Origin of the sequence: Paramesorhizobium salinisoli, assembly GCF_003335045.1 — a bacterium.
GTDB lineage: Bacteria > Pseudomonadota > Alphaproteobacteria > Rhizobiales > Rhizobiaceae > Paramesorhizobium > Paramesorhizobium salinisoli.
Window position 1 is genome coordinate 60501 of the sequence record NZ_QOZG01000003.1, and the last position, 22917, is coordinate 83417.

The following is a 22917-nucleotide window of genomic DNA, read 5'->3' on the forward strand; positions in this document are numbered from 1 at the left end:
CGTCGTGACAGATATAAAACGGGCAATCGGGTTGATGAGCGGCACGTCGATGGACGGAATCGACATCGCGCTGATCAGGACCGACGGACATTCCCTGGTGGAACGGGGCCCCTCATTGAGCGTCGCATATTCGGATGGGTTCCGCGCGCGCCTGAAGCAGGGGCTTGCCGACGTCCGCGTCATTCGCTCGCGGGATCAGCGTCCCGGTGTTCTGGCTCGCCTCGAGCGTGATCTGACGCTGCATCATGCCATCGCCCTGCATGATTTCCTGCATGTGCACGCCATCCATCGCGAAGCGATTGACCTCATCGGTTTTCACGGCCAGACGATGATGCATCGTCCAGACGAGGGGCTGACGGTGCAGATCGGCGACGGCCGGCTTCTCGCGACCGAAACCGGAATTCCGGTCGTTCACGACATGCGCGCCAACGACATGGCGCATGGCGGGCAGGGCGCCCCGCTGATCCCCGCCTATCACGCCGCTCTCGCTGCCGGTTTGGATGACCAATGCGGGTCCCCGGTGGTGTTCGTTAATATCGGCGGTATCTCGAATCTGACCTATGTCGGTTCCGACGGGACGCTCGTCGCCTTCGACAGCGGCCCCGGTAACATGCTGATCGACCAATGGGTGGAAACGCATACGGGGGCGGCTTTCGACAATGGCGGCGCCATCGCCGCGGACGGTGTCGTGGATGAGGCGCTGGCCCGGCGATATCTGTCGCATTCTTTTTTCACCGGCAATGTCCGCCGGTCGCTCGACCGTGGCGACTTCCTGCCGCCGCACAGGGATGAGGCATCGCTTGCCGACGGTGCGCGGACGCTGGCCTTTGTCAGCGCCGCCGCCATTTTGAAATCCGCCACGCACCTGCCGCAAAGACCGAAAATCTTTGTGGTGAGCGGCGGAGGACGCAAGAATATCGCCATCATGCAAGTTCTGAAGGAACTGGCAGCCGGACAAGGCGCAGAGGTAGTGAGCGCCGAAACCATGGGGCTGGACGGCGATGCCATGGAGGCGGAAGCCTGGGCCTATCTGGCGGTGCGCTCGCTCAAGGGATTGCCGCTCAGCTATCCCACGACGACAGGCTGCGATGCCCCCGTCAGCGGGGGCATTCTTGTTCATCCTGAGACCGACTTCGAGATCCCCGGAGAAATGATGAGATTTCAAAGAATTGCCGAGACGATCGCAGGTGACGACCGAGATCGGTAATGCTCGATATCAGCGCAGCCGCTTCGGCTTCGCCTCCACCAGTTCGCCATTCAGGCGACGGTCGAGATAATCGGCGCACTCGCCGATGACCTCGTCGATCATCCCGGTGAAGAAATGGTTCGCGCCGGGAAGCGTCTTCTGCGTGATGGTGATGCCCTTTTGGGTCTTCAGCTTGTCCACCAGGCCTTGAACATCCTTCGGCGGCGCCACCTTGTCCTGGTCGCCATGGATGATGAGGCCGGAAGACGGGCAGGGCGCGAGGAAGGAGAAATCGTATGTGTTCGGCTGCGGTGCGACCGAAATGAAGCCTTCGATCTCCGGGCGGCGCATCAGGAGCTGCATGCCGATCCATGAGCCGAAGGAATAACCGGCGACCCAGCAGGTCTTGGAATCCGGATGCAATGACTGCACCCAATCGAGCGCGCCCGCCGCATCCGACAATTCGCCCGAACCATGATCGAACTCGCCCTGGCTGCGGCCGATGCCGCGGAAATTGAAGCGCAGCGTCGTGAAATTGCGTTGCTGGAACATGTAGAAAAGATCGTAGACGATCTTGTTGTTCATCGTTCCGCCGAACTGTGGATGCGGGTGAAGGATGATCGCGATCGGAGCGTTCTTTTCGCTCGAAGGCTGGTATCGGCCCTCCAGACGTCCGGCCGGGCCGTTGAAAATGACTTCAGGCATGTGTACTCCACTCTTTGCCGCATGGTCGGGAGATTCTGTCTGCGTGGCCTTGACGGGTCAGCGCATCGCTCATAAAACCGACTTTAGAACATTTCAAAACTGGACATGATGCCCAGTACAGGAGTGGCTTAATAGGCTGTTCCGGGTTCAAATTTCAAGAAAATTGCGCTTCTGATGGCGTGGTGACGATAAAACGAAAGAAAGAGCTGCAGGATATGCGCGCCAGCCGCATCTATCTTGACTACAATGCAAGCGCGCCGCTCGTCGACGAAGCGCGCGATGCTGTTGTAGCGGCTCTGTCGATCGTCGGAAATCCATCCTCGGTGCATCAGGAAGGGCGCGCCGCGCGGGCCCTCGTCGAGGCCGCGCGCAGGGAAGTCGCCGCCCTCGCCAATGCCCGTCCCGATCATGTGTTCTTCACATCCGGCGCTACCGAGGCGGCATCGACGCTTCTGACGCCGTTTTATACCATGGGACGCGCTGGCCTGCGGCTTTCGCAGCTTTATGTCGGAGCCACGGAGCACCCCTGCATTCTCTCAGGCGGTCAGTTTTCGCCCGACTGCGTGCACACGCTGCCGGTCCATGCGAATGGCCTTCTGGATCTCACGGCCCTCAAGGCGGTGCTCTCGGCTCACGACAAGTCGCAAGGCCTGCCGCTCGTCGCTGTTCAGGCGGCCAACAATGAAACCGGCATCATACAGCCAATCGCCGACGTGGCCGCAACCGTCAAGGACGCGGGCGGCCTTCTCGTGGTCGATGCGGTGCAGGCTGCAGGGCGCATTCCGCTCGATATTACAAATTCTTGCGGAGATTTTTTCATCTTTTCGTCGCACAAGATCGGCGGCCCGAAGGGCGTAGGCGCTATCGTCGCACATTCCGATCTGGTCATGCCGCGGGCGCTGGTTCGCGGCGGCGGGCAGGAGAAGGGCCATCGTGCCGGGACGGAGGCCTTGCCGCTGATCGCCGGCTTCGGCGCTGCTGCGAAGGTCGCACGCGAGAGGCTCGCTGCCGGCGGTTGGCCGGCGGATATCCGAGACATGATGGAAGCCGGCATCAGGCGCATCGCTCCCGATGCTATTATTTATGGCGCGGAAGCTCCCAGATTGCCCAACACGCTTTTCTTTTCGCTCGGTGAGATGAAGGCGGAAACCGCGCAGATCGCCTTCGATCTCGGCGGCATAGCACTCTCCGCCGGCTCCGCCTGCTCGTCGGGCAAGGTCGGCGCAAGCCATGTGCTGGCGGCGATGGGATATGCGGAAAATGTCGGCGGCTTGCGCGTATCGGCTGCGCCGGAGACAGACGCGAATACGGTCGACCGTTTCCTCGATGTGTTACGCGCAATCGTGGAGCGCCGTGACCGTACAAAGGCGAATCCGGCAAACGCCGCATGAATGAATAGGCATTCCGTATCAAAACGGCGTGTGGATTGCTTGAATTTCCGGCGCGTCCGGTTTTAAAAGCGCGAAAGCGCACTACATATAGGCAGTAAATTGCTGTCTTGACGTTTCGAACTGTCGGGCCTTGACCCCGACCTGGATGGAGAACGCCAATGCCTGCAGTGCAGGAAACGATTGAGCAGGTCCGCAATATCGATGTGGACCAGTATAAGTACGGTTTTGAGACCATTATCGAGACCGACAAGGCTCCCAAAGGCCTCAGCGAAGACATCATCCGTTTCATTTCGGCGAAGAAGAACGAGCCGGAGTGGATGTTGGAATGGCGCCTGGAAGCGTATCGCCGCTGGCTGACTCTCGAAGAGCCGACCTGGGCGCGTGTCCACTACCCGAAGATCGACTTCCAGGATCTCTATTACTATTCCGCGCCGAAGAATCAGGCGGGTCCGACCTCGCTTGAAGATGTCGATCCGGAATTGCTCAAGACCTATGCGAAGCTTGGCATTCCGCTGAAGGAGCAGGAAATCCTGGCCGGCGTGCGCAAGGTTGGAGAACCAAGCCCGTCGGACGATGGCGAAGCGTCGGACAATGTCTATAGTTCGGGCCGTGTCGCAGTCGACGCGGTGTTCGACAGCATATCCGTGGTCACCACCTTCAAGAAGGAACTGGCCAAGGCCGGCGTCATCTTCTGCTCGATTTCGGAAGCCATCCGCGAGCATCCCGATCTGGTGCGCAAATATCTGGCGTCGGTCGTGCCGACTTCGGACAATTTCTACGCCACGCTCAATTCGGCCGTCTTCACCGACGGGTCCTTCGTCTATGTGCCGAAGGGCGTTCGCTGCCCGATGGAGCTTTCCACCTATTTCCGCATCAATGAGCGCGATACCGGACAGTTTGAGCGCACGCTGATCATCGCCGAGGAGGGGGCATACGTCTCCTATCTCGAAGGCTGCACCGCGCCGCAGCGTGACGAGAACCAGCTTCATGCTGCGGTCGTCGAATTGATCGCGCTCGATGACGCCGAGATCAAATACTCGACCGTCCAGAACTGGTATCCGGGCGACAAGGATGGCAAGGGCGGCATCTACAACTTCGTCACCAAGCGTGGCGATTGCCGTGGCAAGAACTCGAAGATCTCGTGGACGCAGGTCGAGACCGGCTCAGCGATCACCTGGAAATACCCCTCCGTCATTCTGCGCGGCGACAATTCGCGCGGCGAATTCTATTCGATCGCCGTTTCGAACGGGCACCAGCAGATCGATTCCGGCACCAAGATGATCCATCTCGGCAAGAACACGTCGAGCCGCATCATCTCGAAGGGTATTTCGGCGGGCAATTCCAACAACACCTATCGCGGTCAGGTTTCGGCCCACCGCAAGGCTGCGAATGCGCGCAACTTCACCCAGTGCGATTCGCTTTTGATCGGCAATGATTGCGGTGCGCATACCGTACCTTACATCGAGGCGAAGAACGCCACCGCGCAGTTCGAACACGAGGCGACGACGTCGAAAATCTCCGAGGATGCGCTGTTCTACGTCATGCAGCGCGGCATTCCTCAGGAGGAGGCGATCGCGCTCATCGTCAACGGCTTCGTCAAGGAAGTCATCCAGGAACTGCCGATGGAATTCGCCGTCGAGGCTCAGAAGCTGATCGGCATCAGCCTTGAGGGCAGCGTGGGATGACGGACAAATGGTTCAAACCGAAACGGTATGGCTATGGCGCCACCCCGATCAATTGGAGGGGCTGGGCTTTCATCGGCGCTTTCATGGCAGTCGTTCTGCTCGCGATAGCGGCGCTGATCGTTCTGCAAGCACCGATATGGCTTGCCGTGCCGGTCACTTTGGCGCTCACCATCGCAATTATTCCGTTCACCAAGGCCAGGACGGATGGCGAATGGCGCTGGCGCTGGCATTGAATTTGAACGGACATTCTTTGGAACGGAATTAACATGCTAGAAATCAAGAACCTGCACGCCCGCATCGCCGAAGACGGCACCGAGATCATCCGCGGCCTGAACCTGACGGTGAAGGACGGCGAAGTCGCCGCGATCATGGGCCCGAACGGCTCGGGCAAATCCACGCTTTCCTATATCCTTGCCGGTCGCGAAGACTACGAGGTGACGGAAGGCGACATCCTCTATAATGGCGAGTCGATCCTCGATCTCGATCCGGCGGAACGGGCGGCGAAGGGCATCTTCCTCGCGTTCCAGTATCCGATGGAGATACCGGGTGTCGCCACGATGGAATTCCTCAAGGTGGCCATCAACGCCCAGCGCAAGGCGCGCGGCGAGGAAGAGTTGAAGATCCCGGAACTGTTGAGGCGGGTGAAGGAAGCGTCAAGCCTGCTGTCGATGGACATGGCGATGCTGAAGCGGCCGCTCAATGTCGGCTTCTCGGGCGGCGAGAAGAAGCGCGCCGAGATCCTGCAGATGACACTGCTGGAACCTTCGCTCTGCGTGCTTGACGAGACCGATTCCGGCCTTGATATCGATGCGCTGAAGATCGTTTCGGAAGGTGTGAACGCACTTCGATCGCCGGACCGTTCCATCGTCGTGATCACGCACTATCAGCGTCTCCTCGACTACATCGTGCCGGATAGCGTGCATGTGCTCTACAAGGGCCGCGTCATCAAGTCGGGCGACAAGTCCCTGGCACGACAGTTGGAAGACAACGGCTATGCCGAAATCATCGGCGAAGCGGCCGAAACGGTCGAAACGGCTTGAGGATAGCGCCAATGAACATCCACACCTCACAGCCAAGAACGCCAGCGGAAACGGCATTGATCGATGCGTTCAGCGAACGCGTCGGTAATTTGCCGGGCAATGCCGATGTCGCCATTGCGCGCGACACGGCGCTCGAGGCGCTCAAGATCCAGGGGCTGCCGTCGCGGCGCGTCGAAAGCTGGCATTACACGGATTTTCGTACGCTGCTGCGTGTCGTTGCGCCTTTCGATCCGGCAGCGGGCTCGCAGCCGATCATGTCGTTGCTCCCCGGCTCGACGATCGCGACCGTCTCGAACGGCGTGGCCATTTCGGCAGGACAGGCCGATGGCGTCACGTTTCAGAAGCTGAGCGAGAAGCTTGTGGACGGCACATTCGCGCCGGCGCTTGCGACGCGCGGCACTGATGACCTGATCGGCCAGATCAACGCTACTTACGTGACCGGTGGCTGGTATATCGATATCGCCGAAGGCGCCGAGATTGAAGCTCCGATCGAACTGCAGAACCTGCAGAAATCGGGGCAGGCTCACGTCCGCTTTCCTGTCCGCGCCGGCAAGGGCGCCAAGGCGACCATCATCGAGCGCCAGTTTGGCGGCGAGGGCGAAGCTTTCTCCTCCTCCATCAGCCATCTGACGGTAGCCGATGGCGCCGAGGTCATCTGGATCATCCTGCGCGAGCAGGGCGACGCAGCGGTTCAACTCGGGCAGTTCAACACCACGATCGGCAAGGATGCCAAGCTGACGCTTTTCATCGTCAATACGGGCGGCAAGCTGGTGCGTCAGGAAGTGCATGTTCTGGCCAAGGGCGAGGGCTCGGATTTCCAGCTGCGTGGCATCAATCTGCTGGGCGGCGAAAGCCATACCGATGTCACCATGACGGTCGGCCATCTCGTGGAAAACACCAGTTCGACCCAGATCGTGCGCAATGTCGTTACCGGACGCGCGCGCGGCGTCTTCCAAGGCATGATCCGCGTTGCCAAGATCGCGCAGAAGACTGATGCGCGCATGGCTTGCAACACGCTGCTTCTCTCCGACGATGGCGAGTTCGACGCCAAGCCGGAGTTGGAGATCTTTGCCGACGACGTGGCCTGCGGCCATGGCGCGACGGTGACGGAAATCTCGCAGGACCATCTGTTTTATCTGATGGCGCGTGGCATTCCGGAAAAGACGGCACGCGGGCTCCTCGTGAAGGCATTCGTGGCAGAGATCATCGAAGAGCTCGAAAATGAGCCTTTGGTCGAGGCGCTGGAAGGCATATTGGAAGATTGGCTTTCGGCGCACGCTTGACGGGATCGATCCGCAGCGCGACCGCCTGATCCGCTTGAGCGGAGAGGAATGAATATGGACCAGACAACGAGCCTTGCGACGGCTTTTGACGTGGAGGCAGTGCGCCGCGACTTCCCCATTCTTTCGCGGGAAGTTCATGGCAAGCCACTCGTCTATCTCGACAATGGCGCGTCGGCGCAAAAACCGCAGGCTGTCATCGATGCGGTGAGCAACGCCTATTCCAACGAATATGCCAATGTTCACAGGGGCCTGCATTTCCTGTCGAATGCTGCCACCGATGCTTACGAGAAGTCGCGTGAAATCGTACGCCGGTTCCTTAATGCCGCTTCGGTAGATGAAATTGTCTTCACCAAATCGGCCACCGAGGCGATCAACACCGTCGCCTATGGCTATGGAATGCCCAATATCGGCGAGGGGGACGAGATCGTCCTCTCGATCATGGAGCACCATTCCAATATCGTGCCGTGGCATTTCATCCGCGAGCGGCAAGGCGCTAAGCTGGTCTTCGCGCCGATCGATGATGAGGGCGTATTCCACATCGAGGAATTCGAGAAGCGCCTGACGGAGCGAACCAAGCTCGTCGCCATCACGCATATGTCGAACATGCTGGGCACGGTGACGCCGATCAAGCGGATCGTCGAGATCGCCCATACGCGCGGCATTCCTGTCCTGGTCGATGGCAGCCAGGGCGCGGTGCATCTGCCCGTCGATGTGCAGGATCTGGGCTGCGACTGGTATGTCTTCACCGGCCATAAGGTCTACGGGCCTTCAGGCATCGGCGTCCTCTACGGCCGTGCCGAGATGCTGGAAAAGATGCGGCCGTTCCAGGGGGGCGGCGAGATGATCGAGGAGGTGACCGAGGAAACTGTCACCTACAATCACCCGCCGCACCGCTTCGAGGCCGGCACGCCGCCGATCGTCCAGGCGATCGGTTTAGGCAGCGCGCTGGAATATATGGAGCGGGTGGGGCGGCAAGCTATCTTCGAGCATGAAGAAAGCTTGCGCGATTATGCCCACGAACAGCTTAGCAGGATCAATTCGCTGCGCATCTTTGGCAACGCGCCGGACAAGGGCGCGATCATCTCCTTCGAACTGCAGGGCATTCATGCCCATGACGTATCGATGGTCATCGACCGGTCAGGAGTTGCGGTGCGGGCCGGAACCCATTGCGCGCAGCCGCTTCTCAAACGGTTCGGCGTCACCTCGACATGCCGCGCATCATTCGCCATGTATAATACAAAGGCCGAAATTGATGCGCTCGCAGAGGCGTTGGAAAAAGCCAGGAAGTTTTTCGGATGACTGACATGGAAAACAAGACGGAGACTGACGCGCCGGAGGCGGCAAGCAAGGCGGGACAAATCTTTTCCGCTTCCGCCATTCCGCAGGAAGAACTGGCGCGGCTGACCGACGACATCGTTGCGGCGCTGAAGACGGTGTACGATCCGGAGATCCCGGCCGATATCTACGAGCTCGGCCTCATCTACAAGATCGACATCGAGGACGACCGGACCGTCAAGATCGACATGACGCTGACAGCGCCCGGCTGCCCGGTCGCCGGCGAAATGCCGGGCTGGGTGCAGAATGCCGTCAGCACCGTCGAGGGCGTGTCGCATGTCGAGGTCGCCATGACCTTCGATCCGCCATGGACGCCCGATCGCATGTCGGAAGAAGCGCAGGTTGCCGTCGGTTGGTATTGACCGATTGCGGCCGGATGATTGCTGAACGGAAACCGCTTAGCGTTCATTGGCCTGCTTATGGCGTCTCGCAATGATCGGGCACGCTTTCCTCCAGCGGCTTTTCTGACGGGGTCAGAGATCCCGTCATGATCGACATGGGCTGGTAAGGCGGGGTTTCCTGCATTGAGGGATTCGTCAGCCGGATCGTATAGCAGCCGGTGAACACCTCTTCCTTGCCGTCGTTCAAAACGGATTTAACGGCAACCGGCAGGCTCCAGTAGATCGAACCGGCGGCGCCTTCGGGCTCTGTCTTCCCAAAGGCGACGTTGACCGACTTGGTATTTTCGTAGCCCTTGGCGTATTTTTCGAAATCCGGTTCGCGTCCCTCTTCGGAATAATAGCTGTAGGCGCGGGCATATTCCTGGCGGTTGATGGCGCTATAATAGGAACGGATCAGCGCCTCGGGCGAGCTGCGGTCATCGACATAGCCGGCAAGCGGGCCGAGGTTTTCTTCCGAAGTTGCGGCGTTATTCTCGGGCGCGGGCGTCATTTGCGCAAAGGCCGGGTATTGCAGGGCCGTGAACAGAATGGCGGCGGCTCCCAAGACTGGAATTCGTGGAATGCGGGCATCCATGCGTTGCGCCATTTCTTCCTCCCGAACGGCCGGTGATATTGGTCTCTTGCGGCAATGGTGTTACAACACTACCTATAATTCAAGGCGAGGCGATGATCTTTTGATGATCGCATCTCACGCGAGTCAAACGAGGCATAAAATGGGCCGTTTTGCAGTCATCACCGTTTCCGACGCCGCCGCTATGCGGGTGCGCGAAATCGTGGGCAATCGCGAGGGTGCTGAAGGAATCCGCGTTGGCGTGAAAAAGGGCGGCTGCGCCGGCATGGAATACACGATCGATCTGGTTACCGAGGCAAAGCCAGGCGACGACGTTGTTGAGAAGGACGGCGCGAAAGTGTTTGTTGCGCCAGAGGCGGCGTTGTTCCTGCTGGGAACCCAGATGGATTTCGAGACGACGATGCTGCGCACTGGCTTCGTCTTCAACAATCCCAACCAGACATCCGCTTGCGGCTGCGGCGAATCGGTCGAATTGCGGCCCGCGTCGCCCGAGGCCCTGCAACAGGCCCAAGGCGCCGCCTGACCCTGTACCCCTGAGAGATCGCCATGGATAATGACGATATCCGCGATCTCTTCTCGTCGCTGGGACCGATCGCCATCAAGCGGCTTTTCGGCGGCAAGGGTATCTATTTCGATGGCCTTATCATCGCCATCGAGTTTCGTGACGAAATCCTCCTGAAAGCCGATGAGATCAGCGCACCCTTTTTCAAAGAGGCGGGATGCATCCAGTGGACCTATGCCGGGAAGAACCGGTCAAAGCCGGTCGCCATGCCCTATTGGAGCCTCCCGGAAGACGCGCTCGATGATCCTGATATCATGACCGAATGGGCCTCACGCGCCTGGCAAGCGGCGGTGAGGAGCCGGAAATAGCTCAATCTTTTCAGCTATTTGCATAATTCTTTAAAGGATAATTTATGCAGCATTTTAAGATGTTAGGACGTCCTTTGCGCGTCCAACAGGACGCCCGGCGCTCTAAGACCACGCTCGAATAATAATCGCACGGCATGGCGCGTAGGGAGCGTTATGCGATCAGGTAATTCGGTCAGCCGGAACCAGCCGATGCCCCCATGTTTGTCGGGCTCAAGCAATTTCGGCTCGCCGGCGAACTGATCCGCATGGAATATAGGCGCAAACCAGTGCTGCCCTTCGTCATGGAAGAGCTGTTCGCTCGTTCCGATGATGGAAAGGGAAATAGCGTCGAGGCCGGTTTCCTCCAGCGCCTCGCGGCGGGCGGCTGTTTCCACCGTTTCCAGAAAATCGACCTTACCGCCCGGTATGCCCCAAGCGCCGGCTTCAGGAGATTTCTTGCGCTGAAGCAGCAGAATGCTGTCGTCTTTCAAGAAGACGACGCCACATCCGACACCAGGCCGCTGCATAGGCGAACCGCCTCTTAGATCTTGGCGTCGATCAGCATGAATGCGGGAATATCATCGCCAAAACCGAGCGGCGCCGGTTCGTCGTCGCGGTCACGGTGATCGCGTCTGCGATGATCCTGACGATTGTCCGGGCTGGCGGCACGTTCGTGCTGAGGCTTTCCGCGGCGTTCGTCGTTGCTTTTCCTGATCGCCTCACGATGGGGCTTCTCCGAGCGCTGCACATTCTCGGTGCGTTGCACGGGGGCCTCATCATCCTCGGACATGCTCGGGGCCTCAACCTGGGGCAGGGGAGCAGACTGGGGTATGGGAGCAGGCTCGGCCCGCCGGGCCGTCTCGCGGGGGCGACCGCTGCTGCTCTTTTCCTTGCGATCGCCAGCCTTGCTGGCACCGCGCGCGTTGCGGCCACGACGCGGCGCTTCCTCGGTCTCGGTCGATGGCGCAAGGGTGGAAAGATCGCCGTCGTGCCATTCGATTTCATTACCGATCAGCTTGACGATCGATGCAAGATATTTGACGTCGCCGGGCGTGACGAGGGTAAATGCCTTGCCCAGGCGGCCTGCGCGGCCGGTACGGCCGATCCGGTGAACGTAATCTTCCGAATGAATCGGAACGTCGAAATTGAAGACGTGGCTCACATCCGGAATGTCGAGACCGCGTGCGGCGACATCGGAGGCGACCAGATACTTCAGCTTGCCTTCCTTGAAGCCGGCAAGCATGGCCGTACGTGCATGCTGATCCATGTCGCCATGCAGCGCGCCGGCATCGAAATCATGCTTGACGAGCGAACGGAAGAGCTCGGAGACATCCTTCTTGCGGTTGCAGAAGATGATGGCGTTCTTCAGCCCCTCGCTCTCGGCACGGATGAGATCGCGCAGCACGGCGCGTTTTTCCCAATCCTTCTTGCCGGATTTGACAAGGCGCTGCGTCACCGTTTTCGCCGTCGTCGCCGCCTTCTCCACCTCGATACGGACGGGAGAATGCAGGAACTGTTCCGTCAGCTTGGTGATTTCAGGCGGCATGGTTGCCGAGAAGAAAAGCGTCTGGCGGGTAAAGGGGATCAGCTTGCAGATACGCTCGATATCGGGAATGAAGCCCATGTCGAGCATGCGGTCGGCCTCGTCGATGACGAGAATTTCAACGCCTGTCAGAAGCAGCTTGCCGCGCTCGAAATGATCGAGCATGCGGCCGGGTGTGGCGATCAGTACATCGGCGCCGCGCTCCAGCTTGCGCTCTTGGTCCTCGAAGGATACCCCTCCGATCAGAAGCGCCACATTGAGGCGATGGTTCTTGCCGTATTTGACGAAGTTTTCCTCCACCTGTGCCGCGAGCTCGCGCGTCGGCTCGAGGATGAGCGTGCGCGGCATCCGTGCGCGGGCGCGTCCCTTTTCAAGAAGCGTCAGCATCGGCAGCACGAAGGACGCAGTCTTGCCGGTTCCCGTCTGGGCAATGCCCAAAACGTCCTTGCGTTCCAGGGCGTGAGGAATGGCTCCGGCCTGAATGGGGGTCGGCGTGGTGTAGCCCGCGGCTTCGACAGCAGCGAGCACTTTCGGAGAAAGGCCGAGATCGGCAAAGGTGGTCAATGGAGGCGTAGCTCTCTCGTTGGAAGTTTTATCACGCCAATCCTGTCAAGGCGACAACGTCGAAGCAGTGACAGAGCTGCTGCAAAGACAAGAAAAGCGCCAATCAACACGCTCAGCGTTTACTTGCAGGAACGCGTTACGTCGCAAGCGCGAAAAAGTCAACTGAAATGGGCTGAAATTCCGGAAAATACCGGCCTTTGACGAATAAGTTGTAAAAGGAGAGTTCCACTTTGGAAACATTCTTCTATCGAGGCGCTTTCAACCTCAATAGAGGAATTGTTCGGTGAGGATTCGTTCGTTCCAGGAATGGTCCTTGTCGAACAGGATCGTGACCGTTTTATCAGGTGCTTCGCTGATGGTAACGGAGGAAACGGATTTGACCTCCGTGTGGTCGGCCACCGCGTTCACCGGCCGCTTTTCGCCCTCGAGAATATCGAGGCGCACCGTCACATCCTTCGGCAGAAGCGCCCCGCGCCAGCGTCGCGGTCTGAAGGGGCTCACCGGGGTCAGCGCGAGAAGCGGTGAATCGAGCGGCAGGATCGGGCCTTGGGCCGAGAGATTATAGGCAGTCGAGCCGGCGGGCGTCGCGACCATCACGCCGTCGCAGATCAATTCTTCGAGCCGCGTCGTTCCATCGATGCTGATTTTGATCTTCGCCGCCTGATAGGATTGCCGCAGGAGCGACACTTCATTGATGGCCAAAGCGGCAACGGTACCGGAAAGTTCCGATTCCGCCTGCATCATCAGCGGCCGGATGGTTTCGGAATGTGCCGCCTCGATCCGTTCACGCAGCCCTTCTTCATGATAGGCATTCATGAGGAAGCCGACGGAACCGCGGTTCATTCCATAGATAGGCTTTCCGGAATTCATGAAATCGTGCAGCGTCTGCAGCATGAGCCCGTCGCCGCCCAGCGCCACGATCACATCGGCATTCTCGGGGCGTTCCTGGCCATAGAGCACGGCCAGACGACGGGCCGCCTCCACCGATTCCTCTGCATCCGACGATATGAAGGAAAAGGCGTTGATCTTCCGGCTCATGTTTTTCCGTATGGCAGGTTCACAGAGCGTATTGGCTATCACAGAGAAATCCCCATGGCCATTCCTCCTTCCATACGATTTTTTATTTTACAGATCGATCAATTATGCTAACGCGATGACAGTGCCCTTGTAGCTCAGTTGGTAGAGCACCTGATTTGTAATCAGGGGGTCGGGAGTTCGAGTCTCTCCGGGGGCACCAAACCAATCAAAACAATGGCTGATCGCTATCGCCATTCACTGAGGCCTGAAGCCATGGGATCGAAGCAGTCAGACCGATAGGCCGCAACAACGCTTTCCTGTTGTTGCGGCAGTCTGCTCGGTTCAACCTTTAATTCACGACAGCGCAGGCCGCCGCCAAATGTCACTCATTTGAGCGGATCCTTTGTCATGCCTATCATTCAGAAACCACGGCTGTGGACCTATAGCCCGCCAGTGGCGTTGATGCTCCTGGCCCCATTCAACATATTTCCCTCGCTCGGCATGGACATATATTTGCCGGTCGTCCCCATGATGCCGACAATTCTCCAGACCTCGCCGGCCGTGGTCCAGTTGACCCTTACCGTCTACATGGTCATGCTTGGCGTGGGGCAGATCGTCTTCGGCCCACTGTCGGACCGGATAGGCCGTCGTTCGGTTCTCGTCGGCGGGGCAGTTCTTTTCGCCCTTGCATCATTTGCCTTGGCAGCAACGTCCCAGGCTTATGTTTTTATAGCGCTCCGGCTGGTGCACGCCATAGGCGCGTCAGCCATGCTGGTGGCGCTCTTTGCCACCGTGCGGGATGTTTACGCCGAAAGGCCCGAAAGCGTCGTCATCTACAGTCTCATGAGTGCGATGTTGGCATTCGTGCCGGCACTCGGGCCTATTGCGGGCGCACTCATTGCTGATGCGTGGGGGTGGCGCGCCATCTTTGTCGCTCTCGGCATTCCCACTGTTGCGATGCTCTTCTTGGTCCTGCCAAAATGGCATGAGACGCGATTGGTTCAGGAGACGCCTCGTGCGGCAGCATTTCGCCCGGTGCTGGAAAGTCTCACGTTCTGGACCTACACAATTGCCTTTGGGACCGCGATGGGCACGTTCTTCGTGTTCTTCTCGACGGCGCCGCGGGTGCTGATCGATGGCGCGGGATTCTCGGAACTTGGCTTCAGCGTTGCTTTTGCGACCGTTGCCCTGGTCATGATCGTCACAACGCGCTTTGCCAAACGCTTCGTGGAGCGATGGGGAAGTGCCGGAAGCGTTGCGCGCGGCATGGCGATGCTGGTCATGGGCGCCGGTTTGCTGGCTCTCAACCAACTCTTCCTGCCACCGTCGTTTTGGTCTTTCGTTCTGCCGATGTGGTTGATGGCTATAGGAATCGTGTTCACGACATCGGTTACGGCCAATGGCGCGCTGCGGGAGTTTGGCGACATTGCCGGAACGGCTGTTGCCCTGCACTTTTGCATCCAGAGCATCATCGTAGGTGTGTTCGGCACCTGCTTCGTGATCCTGCTTGGTGGCGGCACTGCCTGGCCTTTGGTCGCCTATTCGGCCGGGATGGCGGGTGTCACCCTGGGGGCGCTGCGGAGGCTTCATATCCGGAATGCGCATCCACAACCCGCCTGATGCTGTTCCGCACGAGCGGCTTGCATGTGGGCCGCTCGTGCATCCCACGACTAGGATTTGCCGGTTGAAGCCAGTGCGGACTGAAGCTCGATCGCGGAACCAATACGGGGTTATTCCGTTCTGCTGCGGGGGTGCTCGGAAAGAACAGGAAGGCTAGATGATGAAAACGCCAGTTGCACTATCCGCAGCATTGATATTTGCAGGAGTGACCGTGGGGACAGGCTCTGCTTTCGCCCAGGACATGGTCATCACGGAAGTACCGCCACCCGTACGTGAATATGTGATCCAGCATCCGGTGGATCCCGTGGTCATCGAAGGTGACGTGGTTGAAGGATACGTGATCCCCCAGGATATCGAACTGCGCCCGGTGCCGGACATGCCGCAATACGGCTACATCTATGTCAACGGCCAACCGGTGATCGTTTCATTGGAAAATCGCAAGGTCATCTACCTGGGGGAATAGACCGCAACGATGATTTCGGCCAGCAAGACGCTATCTGACGAAGCTGACCGGAAGTCCGGACGCAGGATGTGTGATGACATCCATTGCGATACCATAGATACGCTGGAGCTCCTCGGGAACCATGATTTCCCGGGGAGTCCCTCGCGCAATCAAATGGCCGGAATGCAGCGCCACCAGCTCGTCGCAAAACCGCGCGGCCATGTTGATGTCGTGCAACACCACCAGCACGCCGACCCCCTTGGTCTGGCTCAGGCGGTGGACGAGGGAAAGAACCTCCATTTGGTGGGCAACATCGAGAGCCGAAATCGGTTCGTCGAGAAGCAGGCACTCGGCATCCTGCGCCACCAGCATCGCGAGCCAGACACGCTGGCGCTCTCCGCCTGAAAGCGTGTCTACCAGCCGGTCGGCCATGGGCCCGATCTCGGTAAGCTCAATGGCCTCGTCGACCTTTTCGCTGTCGATCTTGCTGAAGCGTCCAAGCGCTCCGTGCCAGGGATAACGCCCCAGCGCCACCAATTCCTTGACCAGCATGCCGGAAGCCGGCGGTGTCTGCTGTGGCAGATACGCCACCTTGCGGGCAAATGGCCGGTCTCCCCATGCCTCGAGAGGCCTGCCTTCGAAGCGCACCTCGCCACCCGTCGGCTGTTGCTGGCGGGCGAGGATCTTGATCAAGGTCGATTTTCCTGAACCATTATGACCGATCAACCCGATGACGCGCCGCGCCGGCAGGGTCAGCGTCAGCGGATGCAGGAGTTGTCGTCCGCCGACGGCGAAGGAAACCTTGTCGAGTTCATAGAGTGCGTCCGGGGCGATCCCCAACGACTGTTTTGCAAGATCCGAGGTTGATCGCGGATTGAGAAAGGTCATGCGGGCTCTGCCGTCGTTTGAACGTTGTGGACATCGTTTACCGTCGTTAACACGAACATAAAGTTCATGTTAAGATAGTTGACGCAAGATCATTTGGGGGCAGGCAAAATGAGGACAGCCTGTGATGATAATCCGGCTAGCTATCGTGTGCCTGATGTTTGCCGCTTTTGCGGTTGGTTTCGGCGCGCTGGTCAGCAAAGACCCTGAATTCACCAAATTCGTCTCCGCGACATCGAACAATCGCTGCGCGTTCAACCTGCCGTGCAGGCCTTCGAAACTGTAAATCTAGAGCAGGTCCAGCGCTTTGAAGCTGGCGTGCCCGGATTTTCCGATGATGATATGATCATGCACGGTGATGCCCAGCGCCTTGGCGACATCGACGATTGTTTTTGTCATGCTGATATCCGCGCGCGACGGAGTAGGGTCTCCCGAAGGATGATTGTGCACCAGAATCAAGGCTGAGGCCGAAAGCTCGAGGGCTCGGCGGACGATTTCGCGGGGATAGACCGGCGTATGGTCGACCGTGCCGACTTGCTGCACCTCATCGGCGATCAAGCCATTCTTCTTGTCGAGAAACAGGATGCGGAATTGCTCGCGCTCCTCGTAAGCCATGGCCGCGGTGCAATATTCGATGACCTTGCTCCAGGAGCCAAGCACCTCTCGGCCCTTGATCGTGCTGCGGCCCATGCGCTGTCCGGCGGCCGCGATGAATTTCAGATCGGCGGCGATGGAGCGGCCGCAGCCCGGCACCTCCATCAGCAACCGCTCCGGCGCGCCCAGCACCTCGGCGAAGGAGCCGAACCGCGCAAGCAGCGCCTTCGCGAGCGGTTTGGTATCGGCACGCGGAATGGTGCGAAAGAGCAGAAGTTCAAGCAGTTCGTAGTCCGCCAGCGCGTCACCGCCGCTTTCCCGGAAACGTTGCCGCAACCGCTCGCGATGGCCTTCATAATGGGGGCGGGATGGCTTGATCGCGTTAAGTGGAGAGGAGGATTCGATGGCCGGCTCTTCAAACTTGCTCTGCGCACTTTCCTCCAGAAAGCCCTCCTCGCGATCTTTCTCGTCCGCCATTCCCCGCAGTCCCCCCAAATTTTAATAGCTGAATTTTCCTGGATATTTCCCGGGGTTTCGCTGAAATCCCCGGTTCCCCGAAATACCCTGTCAGGAAGTCGGCTTCGGGCCGAATATTCCTGCGGGCGAGAGTGTGAAAACCTCGCACCCGTCCTTCGTCACGCCGACCGTATGCTCATATTGCGCGGAAAGCGAGCGATCACGCGTCACGGCAGTCCAGCCGTCCGCCAGCACTTTGACATGCGGCTTGCCCAGATTGATCATCGGCTCGATGGTGAAGATCATGCCTTCGCGCATTTCCACGCCTTCGCCGGGCGATCCATAGTGAAGAATGTTCGGCGCATCGTGGAAGAGCCGGCCGACGCCATGCCCGCAGAAATCGCGGACCACGGAACAACGCTCCGCCTCGGCATAGGTCTGGATAGCCGCGCCGATCGCGCCGGTACGCGCACCTGGCCTGACCGCCGCAATGCCACGCATCAGTGATTCATGCGTCACTTCGAGCAGGCGCTCCGCCGCGCGCTTGATTTCACCGACCGCATACATCCGGCTTGAATCGCCGTGCCAGCCATCGAGGAGATAGGTCACGTCGATATTGACGATATCGCCTTCGCGCAGCGGCTTCTCATTGGGGATGCCGTGGCAGACCACATGATTGATCGAGGTGCAGGAGGATTTGGTGAAGCCGCGATAATTGAGCGTAGCGGGGATGGCCCCATGATCCGCGCCAAATTCAAAAACGAAGCGGTCGATCTCCTCGGTGGGCAGGCCCGGCCGGACGAACGATGCGAGCTCATCCAGGCAATGCGCGGTCAGATTACATGCCTTGCGCATGCCCTCGAAAGCTTCGGCATCGTAAAGGCGTATCTGGCCGGTGAATTTCAGAGGTGCGCTTGCCGCGTCGAGATAGGTAACCATTGGCTTTATATCCGTTCGTCGATCGGCACCGCGCATTCTGCGACAATACCTTCGGGCGTTATTTGGCATCGAATTGCATAGGCCTCAACCCCGCGCAACCGAGCCCGATCGAATGCTTTGAAATAGGCAGGATCCAGATCCCCGCAAAGACGAAAGCTGTTGCAATCATTACGCTGTATGACGAACAGCATAATACCCCGATGCCCAGCTTCTACCATGTCGCCGAGTTCGTCCAGATGTTTTGCGCCGCGCGCCGTCACCGTATCGGGAAATTCGGCAAGACCCCGCTGGCGCATGAAATGCACGTTCTTCACTTCGACATAGGCAGTGGGCCGGGCGATGTCGGATAAAAGAATATCGATGCGCGAGTTACGCCCGTATTTCTGCTCGCGCCTGAGATCGGCGTAGCCCTGAAGCGAGGGCAGCATGCCCTGAAGGATGGCTTCTTCGGCTATCCGGTTGGGAAGGCCGGTATTGACCCCGACCAGCGTTCCATCTGCCTCGACGATCTGCAGCGTATGGGGGTATTTGCGCTTTCCGCCATCGGAAACGCTGAGCCAGACACGAGAACCGGGCGCGTTGAGGCCCTGCATAGAACCGGTATTCGGCACCGACGCGGTTATGAAGCGACCGTCAGCCAGCGTGACGTCGGCGAGGAAGCGCTTGTAGCGGCGTTCGAGCCGCCCGGAAACCATCGGCAGGATAAATTGCATAGGATGAAATTAATCGAGCATCAGGCTTTTCGCAACCCGCCGTCGAGTTCGCCATTTCATGGAAAGGGAGCAAACCGGCGGGCCTAAGCGCTTGAAAAGATTGGTACGCCCAAGGGGAATCGAACCCCTGTTTCCGCCGTGAAAGGGCGGCGTCCTAGACCGCTAGACGATGGGCGCCCGCCGGTGAATGGGCTTATAGAGAGGAAGTTTTTTTCCCGCAACAGCTAAAAATGATTTTTTTCAAAAAAAAGCGACCCGTTAGCCGCGACGTACGCAGCGCCAATTCCAGTCGCGCTCGGGGCCGATGTCGATATGGACCGAACTCGTGTGACAATAGGTTCCGACACCGCCACGGTTCGGCATGCTGCGGACATAACGGGCGATGTCCCATTTGGAGACGCCGTCGATCTGGATATCGGCCGCCGCGCACATCATGTGCAATGACCGCCTCGCTCCATTCACCGCGCGATTGTGCGAAGGGCTGCGATAGCCCGACGTTATCATAACAGGCCGGCGGAAATGACGCTCGACCGTCTTGAGAAGAGCCACCAATTGCGGTTTGAGGCAGGCGACATCAACCGATTCGCGCTGTTTCTTCAGGCCATTCGGGGCCAGGCGGGCCAATCCGCCGGCCGATGCGAGCTGAATGGGGAAAGCCTCATCCTCTTCATGCGCATCGATATCGCTGTCGTCATCCATGCTGGTGCGCCGCTTGATCTCGATACCGAAATTTTCCCGTACCCCGGGCAGGGCGTCGTTATACTTGCGTGGGGTGCTGCCACTGGCCTTCGATGCTGCTGACGCAACGACAGCTTTTTTCTCGACCGAATTGTCCAGTATCTTCGCCGATTCGTTCTTCTTGGGACGATTGTCGGAAAAGAGGCGCATAATCGTACCGCCCGATTGCGAGGAGCGGTTGACCGGTGACGCAGGTGTTGCGAAGGCGACCTGGCGCGGCGAAGTCGAAAGCGAAGCGGTCTGAACCTTGGTTGCCGGAGCCTGGGTTTCAGCTGCCTGAGCATTCGATTCTGCCGTTTGCGGTGCATCCGCTGCCGAAGCAGCCGCATTGGCCGCGGGCGGCGAGGTCGGGGGAACAGGCGCGGAGGCCGTGACTTCACCCGTGGTATCGCTTGCAGCCGCAGCCGGTTTGGCATTCTCAGCTGTCGCAGCTTCCTCGGCTGGACCCTGTTCCGCGGGAGTGGCGCTCTTCGTATCGGCCAGAGCAAGAACCGTATTGCCGGATTCGGGCTGCGTGGATGCAGAATTCTCGGCGGTTTCCGTGGCGCTGGTCATGGCATCGACGAGGGACAGCGCCTCGCCTTGTGCTTGCAATTGCGGCGTCGTGCCCGAGCCGGTGGCCGTACAGGCGGCAACGGTGACCGAAAGGAGGGCGATCGCCCATGCAAATGATCGGTTTTTACCAGCTCCCGACTGTTTGGTATGTCCGCTCAATGCATCCCCCGGGGCTTTTATTCCGAACTGACTTGCATCATGTCCGAATGGGTTATCTTTTGAGGGCAAACACCCTGTGAAAGTCTGGTTCGGAATCGGCCGAAGTTGGAAAATTCCATCTCAAGAACAGCACTTGCACAAATTAATTGGGAGGCAAGCGCGGGGGGATTGATATTACGTTTCATGATAAATCGCAATCCGTCCCCTGGTCTCCCTGGCGGGGCCCTTATGTCACCTTAAAAGTACGGCAATTTTAGCTAAGGTGAGAATACGGGAAAAAGCCCGCTGTCACAAACCTGACATTGGCATTCCCATCACGAATAGTTTCAGGTGTGTAATCTTACGTAAAATCCAGGCGCATCATCGAGCACGTCGGAGTCATTACTTTGAATATGCCTCGGAAATACTTTTTTTGCGCCTTTATTTTCTATCCATTCTTGCCAGTGAGGCCACCATGATCCGGGATGTTCTTGGGCGTTATTAAGCCAGTCCTGAAGATCTCCTTCAGCCTTGCCGCCGGTCCAATATTGATATTTCCGTTTTTGGGGCGGATTGATAACGCCGGCAATGTGGCCGGAACCCGCAAGGACATAGGTGACGTCGCCGCCGAAGCACTGGCTCCCGGTGAAAACCGAAGGCGCTGGTGCTATGTGGTCCTCCTTCGCGGCCAGGCTGTAGATCGGGATATTGATGTCGGCGAGCGATATCCTATGCCCCGCCAGCACCATCTTCCCGCGTGACAGCCGGTTTTCGAGATAGCAGTTGCGCAGGTAGAACGAGTGATTGGCCGCGCTCAGGCGCGTGGCATCGGCATTCCAGTAGAGAAGATCGAAGGGTAGGGGATCCTTGCCCCTCATGTAATTATTGACGACATAGGGCCAGATGAGGTCGCTTGAACGTAACATGTTGAAGGCAGTCAGCATTTTCATGCCATCGAGATAGCCTTCGCTGAACATCGCCTTTTCGAGTGCGCTGATCTGCTCTTCATCGACGAAAACCTTCAGATCGCCGGCATCTTCGAAATCGACCTGAGTCGTGAAGAATGTCGCCGATTTTACGCGGTCGTCGCCTTCCCGCGCCATCAGCGCGAGGGCCGCGGAAAGCAGGGTGCCGCCGACACAATAGCCGATGGCATTGATCTTCCGCTCACCGGTCCGCCTTTCCACCGTATCGAGCCCAAACTGGATGCCCTCACGAATATAGGCCTCCCAATCCTTGTCGGCATGGCGGGCATCGGGGTTGACCCAGGAGATCACGAACACCGTATGACCCTGGTCGACCAGCCAGCGTATGAGGGACTTCTCAGGGCTCAGGTCGAGGATGTAGTATTTATTGATCCAGGGCGGGCAGATGAGGAGAGGGCGCTCGAAAACCTTCTCCGTCGTGGGCGCATATTGAATGATCTCGGCCAGATCGTTGCGGGCCACGACCTTTCCCGGTGTCGTCGCAAGGTTTTCGCCCAACCTGAAATAGCTGTGATCGGCTTGCCGTAGCCGCAGGTCACCCTTGCCGGCGATGATGTCCTCGGTCAGCATCTGCATTCCATAGACGAGGTTCAGGCCGTTCGAGGCAACCGTCTCCTTGAAGAGTTCCGGGTTGGTCAGGATGAAATTGGTAGGAGAGGCAGCGTTGATGATCTGGCGCACATAGAACGTGGCCTTGAGGCGGCTGTGGTCGTCGAGCCCCTCTGTTCTTTCTACCAGATCGAGCGCCCATTTTCCGGTGACGAGATAGACCTGCTTGAGGAAATCGAAGAAGGCGTTCTTCGTCCAGTCCTCGTCCTGGAAGCGCTTGTCCTTCGGGTCGGGCGTGACGACGGCTTCGGTGGTCTCGCCTGCCATGCGGCGAATGGAGTTCGTCCAGATGGCGAGAAAACTGGAAAACAGGCGGGTCTGCGCTTCGAGCGCTCGAACCGGGTCGGAAAGCCAATATTCGGAAAGCTTGGAGAGCGTCTTGACCATGTCGGTCATGGGGTCGGCAAGGAGATCGTTCTTCAGCCCTTTTTCGCGCGGCTCTATCCAGGCGGACGCAGCCTTTCCTGCCTGCTCGATCATACGTGCGAGGTTTAATGCGAAACTGCTCGGGTCCTTGATGAGATAGTCATCAAGAGAAGGTTCGCCAGGAGGATTTTTCCCGCTGGGATCCCTTGGATCGGACATGATGTACTATTCCCTCCGGCGGCTCTTATTGACATAGTAGCATGAGTTGATGCTATCGGTTCAACAACCAAAATTCGTTTGGGACCG

General features: G+C 58.6%; 23 protein-coding genes and 2 tRNA genes. 13 read left to right on the top strand and 12 right to left on the bottom strand.

All coding sequences use genetic code 11. The features are described 5' to 3' along the window. Nucleotides 1–4 precede the first annotated feature (4 nt). Nucleotides 5–1207: an anhydro-N-acetylmuramic acid kinase gene (locus DUT91_RS07300; RefSeq protein ID WP_114439753.1), complete on the top strand. Its 1203-nt coding sequence runs from the start codon at nt 5–7 to the stop codon at nt 1205–1207. 9 nt (nt 1208–1216) lie between these two features. On the opposite strand, the gene DUT91_RS07305 is transcribed toward DUT91_RS07300, so the two are convergent. After that, entirely contained in the window at nt 1217–1891 is a 675-nt protein-coding gene (locus DUT91_RS07305) for an alpha/beta hydrolase (RefSeq protein ID WP_114439754.1), read from the bottom strand. A 215-nt stretch (nt 1892–2106) separates the two neighbouring features. Between DUT91_RS07305 and DUT91_RS07310 the strand changes: the two genes are divergently transcribed. From DUT91_RS07310 to DUT91_RS07340, 7 genes are all read left to right on the top strand, one after another. Beyond that, complete coding sequence (locus tag DUT91_RS07310; RefSeq protein WP_114440142.1) at nt 2107–3282, top strand: cysteine desulfurase family protein; 1176 nt, start codon at nt 2107–2109, stop codon at nt 3280–3282. 158 nt (nt 3283–3440) lie between these two features. Then, nucleotides 3441–4967: a Fe-S cluster assembly protein SufB gene (gene sufB / locus DUT91_RS07315; RefSeq protein ID WP_114439755.1), complete on the top strand. Its 1527-nt coding sequence runs from the start codon at nt 3441–3443 to the stop codon at nt 4965–4967. Beyond that, nucleotides 4964–5200, top strand: coding sequence for a hypothetical protein (locus tag DUT91_RS07320; protein WP_114439756.1), 237 nt, complete (start codon nt 4964–4966; stop codon nt 5198–5200). Before sufB ends, DUT91_RS07320 begins: the two co-directional genes overlap by 4 nt. Nucleotides 5201–5233: 33 nt before the next feature. Continuing rightward, entirely contained in the window at nt 5234–6007 is a 774-nt protein-coding gene (gene sufC, locus DUT91_RS07325) for a Fe-S cluster assembly ATPase SufC (RefSeq protein ID WP_114439757.1), read from the top strand. Nucleotides 6008–6018: 11 nt separating this feature from the next. Then, nucleotides 6019–7290, top strand: a complete 1272-nt coding sequence (gene sufD / locus DUT91_RS07330) for a Fe-S cluster assembly protein SufD (RefSeq protein WP_114439758.1) — start codon at nt 6019–6021, stop codon at nt 7288–7290. Between the two features lie 54 nt (nt 7291–7344). Next, complete coding sequence (locus DUT91_RS07335; protein ID WP_114440143.1) at nt 7345–8589, top strand: cysteine desulfurase; 1245 nt, start codon at nt 7345–7347, stop codon at nt 8587–8589. Beyond that, a complete protein-coding gene (locus DUT91_RS07340; RefSeq protein ID WP_425373757.1) occupies nt 8586–8987 on the top strand; it encodes an SUF system Fe-S cluster assembly protein in 402 nt (133 codons plus the stop codon). The genes DUT91_RS07335 and DUT91_RS07340 overlap by 4 nt, the downstream gene beginning before the upstream one ends. Nucleotides 8988–9042: 55 nt before the next feature. Here DUT91_RS07340 and DUT91_RS07345 read toward each other — a convergent pair whose 3' ends face one another. Further along, complete coding sequence (locus DUT91_RS07345) at nt 9043–9612, bottom strand: hypothetical protein (protein WP_200834920.1); 570 nt, start codon at nt 9610–9612, stop codon at nt 9043–9045. Nucleotides 9613–9739: 127 nt separating this feature from the next. Here DUT91_RS07345 and sufA point away from each other — a divergent pair, with 127 nt between their 5' ends. Both sufA and DUT91_RS07355 read left to right on the top strand, forming a co-directional pair. Further along, nucleotides 9740–10120, top strand: coding sequence for a Fe-S cluster assembly scaffold SufA (sufA, locus tag DUT91_RS07350; protein WP_114439759.1), 381 nt, complete (start codon nt 9740–9742; stop codon nt 10118–10120). Between the two features lie 23 nt (nt 10121–10143). Beyond that, a complete protein-coding gene (locus tag DUT91_RS07355; RefSeq protein WP_114439760.1) occupies nt 10144–10467 on the top strand; it encodes a TfoX/Sxy family protein in 324 nt (107 codons plus the stop codon). Nucleotides 10468–10529: 62 nt separating this feature from the next. On the opposite strand, the gene DUT91_RS07360 is transcribed toward DUT91_RS07355, so the two are convergent. The 3 genes from DUT91_RS07360 to DUT91_RS07370 form a co-directional block, all read right to left on the bottom strand. Beyond that, nucleotides 10530–10973 (bottom strand): NUDIX domain-containing protein, encoded by a 444-nt coding sequence (locus DUT91_RS07360; protein ID WP_114439761.1) that lies wholly within the window; start codon nt 10971–10973, stop codon nt 10530–10532. A 14-nt stretch (nt 10974–10987) separates the two neighbouring features. Then, nucleotides 10988–12553 carry a DEAD/DEAH box helicase gene (locus DUT91_RS07365; protein ID WP_114439762.1) on the bottom strand — a complete coding sequence of 522 codons (1566 nt, stop codon included), beginning with the start codon at nt 12551–12553 and terminating at the stop codon, nt 10988–10990. 264 nt (nt 12554–12817) lie between these two features. Next, on the bottom strand, nt 12818–13591 hold the full coding sequence (locus DUT91_RS07370) for an NAD kinase (RefSeq protein ID WP_114439763.1): 774 nt from the start codon (nt 13589–13591) through the stop codon (nt 12818–12820). Nucleotides 13592–13714: 123 nt separating this feature from the next. Between DUT91_RS07370 and DUT91_RS07375 the strand changes: the two genes are divergently transcribed. The 3 genes from DUT91_RS07375 to DUT91_RS07385 all read left to right on the top strand — a co-directional run bounded on the left by DUT91_RS07375 (nt 13715) and on the right by DUT91_RS07385 (nt 15653). Next, nucleotides 13715–13790 (top strand) — tRNA-Thr (locus tag DUT91_RS07375). 188 nt (nt 13791–13978) lie between these two features. Beyond that, nucleotides 13979–15190 (top strand): CmlA/FloR family chloramphenicol efflux MFS transporter, encoded by a 1212-nt coding sequence (gene cml / locus DUT91_RS07380; protein ID WP_114439764.1) that lies wholly within the window; start codon nt 13979–13981, stop codon nt 15188–15190. 157 nt (nt 15191–15347) lie between these two features. Continuing rightward, nucleotides 15348–15653 (top strand): DUF1236 domain-containing protein, encoded by a 306-nt coding sequence (locus DUT91_RS07385; protein ID WP_114439765.1) that lies wholly within the window; start codon nt 15348–15350, stop codon nt 15651–15653. Between the two features lie 30 nt (nt 15654–15683). On the opposite strand, the gene DUT91_RS07390 is transcribed toward DUT91_RS07385, so the two are convergent. The 7 genes from DUT91_RS07390 to DUT91_RS07420 all read right to left on the bottom strand — a co-directional run bounded on the left by DUT91_RS07390 (nt 15684) and on the right by DUT91_RS07420 (nt 22830). Beyond that, the gene (locus DUT91_RS07390) at nt 15684–16520 is read right to left on the bottom strand and encodes an ATP-binding cassette domain-containing protein (protein WP_114439766.1); all 837 of its coding nucleotides are present in this window, start codon (nt 16518–16520) and stop codon (nt 15684–15686) included. A 285-nt stretch (nt 16521–16805) separates the two neighbouring features. After that, on the bottom strand, nt 16806–17588 hold the full coding sequence (gene radC, locus DUT91_RS07395) for a RadC family protein (RefSeq protein ID WP_114439767.1): 783 nt from the start codon (nt 17586–17588) through the stop codon (nt 16806–16808). 90 nt (nt 17589–17678) lie between these two features. Further along, nucleotides 17679–18506 carry a type I methionyl aminopeptidase gene (map, locus tag DUT91_RS07400; protein WP_114439768.1) on the bottom strand — a complete coding sequence of 276 codons (828 nt, stop codon included), beginning with the start codon at nt 18504–18506 and terminating at the stop codon, nt 17679–17681. A gap of 5 nt (nt 18507–18511) precedes the next feature. Continuing rightward, nucleotides 18512–19219, bottom strand: a complete 708-nt coding sequence (gene sfsA, locus DUT91_RS07405) for a DNA/RNA nuclease SfsA (RefSeq protein ID WP_114439769.1) — start codon at nt 19217–19219, stop codon at nt 18512–18514. A 101-nt stretch (nt 19220–19320) separates the two neighbouring features. Then, nucleotides 19321–19396: transfer RNA gene (locus tag DUT91_RS07410), tRNA-Glu, on the bottom strand. Between the two features lie 81 nt (nt 19397–19477). Then, nucleotides 19478–20671, bottom strand: coding sequence for a YcbK family protein (locus DUT91_RS07415; RefSeq protein ID WP_114439770.1), 1194 nt, complete (start codon nt 20669–20671; stop codon nt 19478–19480). Between the two features lie 326 nt (nt 20672–20997). Continuing rightward, on the bottom strand, nt 20998–22830 hold the full coding sequence (locus DUT91_RS07420; RefSeq protein WP_114439771.1) for a PHA/PHB synthase family protein: 1833 nt from the start codon (nt 22828–22830) through the stop codon (nt 20998–21000). Between the last annotated feature and the right edge of the window lie 87 nt (nt 22831–22917).